This window comes from Autumnicola edwardsiae (assembly GCF_031846505.1).
Lineage (GTDB): Bacteria > Bacteroidota > Bacteroidia > Flavobacteriales > Flavobacteriaceae > Autumnicola > Autumnicola edwardsiae.
Genome location: NZ_JAVRHP010000238.1, coordinates 1 through 1,435, shown reverse-complemented (window position 1 = coordinate 1,435; position 1,435 = coordinate 1). Strand labels below are relative to the sequence as shown.

General features: G+C 40.0%; 3 protein-coding genes. 2 read left to right on the top strand and 1 reads right to left on the bottom strand.

Annotated features, from left to right (window positions below):
• The first annotated feature begins 18 nt into the window (after window positions 1-18).
• A complete protein-coding gene (gene merTP / locus RM529_RS17355; RefSeq protein ID WP_040879876.1) occupies window positions 19-579 on the top strand; it encodes a mercuric transport protein MerTP in 561 nt (186 codons plus the stop codon).
• Window positions 579-785 carry a GDCCVxC domain-containing (seleno)protein gene (locus tag RM529_RS17350; protein ID WP_008610941.1) on the top strand — a complete coding sequence of 69 codons (207 nt, stop codon included), beginning with the start codon at window positions 579-581 and terminating at the stop codon, window positions 783-785. The genes merTP and RM529_RS17350 overlap by 1 nt, the downstream gene beginning before the upstream one ends.
• A 17-nt stretch (window positions 786-802) precedes the next feature.
• Here the strand turns inward: RM529_RS17350 and RM529_RS17345 are convergent.
• On the bottom strand, window positions 803-1,435 hold a 633-nt coding region (locus tag RM529_RS17345; RefSeq protein ID WP_311485998.1), incomplete at its 5' end, for a P-loop NTPase family protein.

Here is a 1,435-nt window from a genome sequence, read left to right as displayed (position 1 = left end):
ACCGCGGCCTATACCGGCATTTTTACCGCAGTTGCAGCATCAATATGTTGTATAACCCCTGTCTTGGCATTAATTGCTGGAACAAGCGGAATTGCATCTACATTCTCTTGGGTCGAGCCATTTAGACCCTATCTTATCGGCTTGACCATTATTGTTTTGGTCTTTGCCTGGTACCAGAAACTACGACCGAAAACACAGGAAGAAATAGATTGCGCCTGTGAAGATGATGCGAAACCATCGTTTTGGCAATCCAAACGGTTCTTATTGATAGTAACACTATTCGCCGCATTGATGCTGGCCTTCCCGTACTATTCCAATCTATTTTATGCACAGCCCGCCAAGGATATCGTCTATGTCTCTCAATCCAATATCAAAAAACAGACTTTTGAAGTCGCTGGAATGACCTGTGCAGGTTGTGAGGCACACGTAGAAAGCGAAGTCAATAAATTGGACGGAATTATTTCTATCAAAGCCAGCTACGAAAATGCTAATACCATAGTGGAATTTGACAAGACCAAAACCGATTTGCCCACAATCCGAAAAGCTATAGAAAGCACGGGGTACAAAATAATAGAATAATGAAGATTCAATTAAAATCTACGATTACCTGTCCAGAATGCGGCCACAAAAAGGCTGAAGAAATGCCAACCACCGCCTGTCAATTCTTTTATGAATGTGAGAATTGCAAAACGGTTCTGAAACCAAAAGAAGGGGATTGTTGTGTATTCTGTTCTTATGGTACTGTGGCTTGTCCGCCGATTCAAGAAAATAAAAATTGTTGTTAAAAAGCCATACCTTAAATTCACTTCCGTTTATCCCCAGCTTTAGTATCAAAAGCAATCAAATTAAAAAGTTCTCGCATTCGGCTACGCACACGATTACCATAGCGTTCTTCCAGTTCTTCAGCATTGAGATTGGTTGTGGCGTGTGTTTTAATTTTATGTTTGGTTTGCAAATACAGCTCGTATCGAGATAAAAGCACTTCGCCCATCACATTAAGATCCTTTCCATAGAACCTTCCAGACGGTTCAACACCCAAATCATCAAAACAGTAAAATTTGGTGTTACCATATTCTTCAACCGTTTTAAAACCTAAGTGATTAAAACTGAAGGTTACATTCCGGCAAGGAATCATTTCGTAAGGACGTTGTAACGGAACCAAATGGCGTAATAATTTCATCAAACTGGTTTTACCACACCCAACGGGTCCAGATAGAAGAATGCCCTTGTCAATATCAATTCCATAGGTTTTGCAATTGTCTTTGTCTTTGATGAAGTAGGAACAGAGCTTCAGTAGAATATCCTTGTCCTCATCATAAATCCTGAACTTTTCGCCAAATAATAGTTTGCCCTTGGCATTCAAGTAAATCAAGATTTTTGGAAAATCGTAGAGTACACTTTTGCCATCAAATTTTCCGAGCGAATATTCCACGCC

Bases quoted from the DNA above. Each gene is read 5' to 3' on its own strand.
- RM529_RS17350 (WP_008610941.1), top strand. From the start codon at position 579: ATGAAGATTCAATTAAAATCTACGATTACCTGTCCAGAATGCGGCCAC.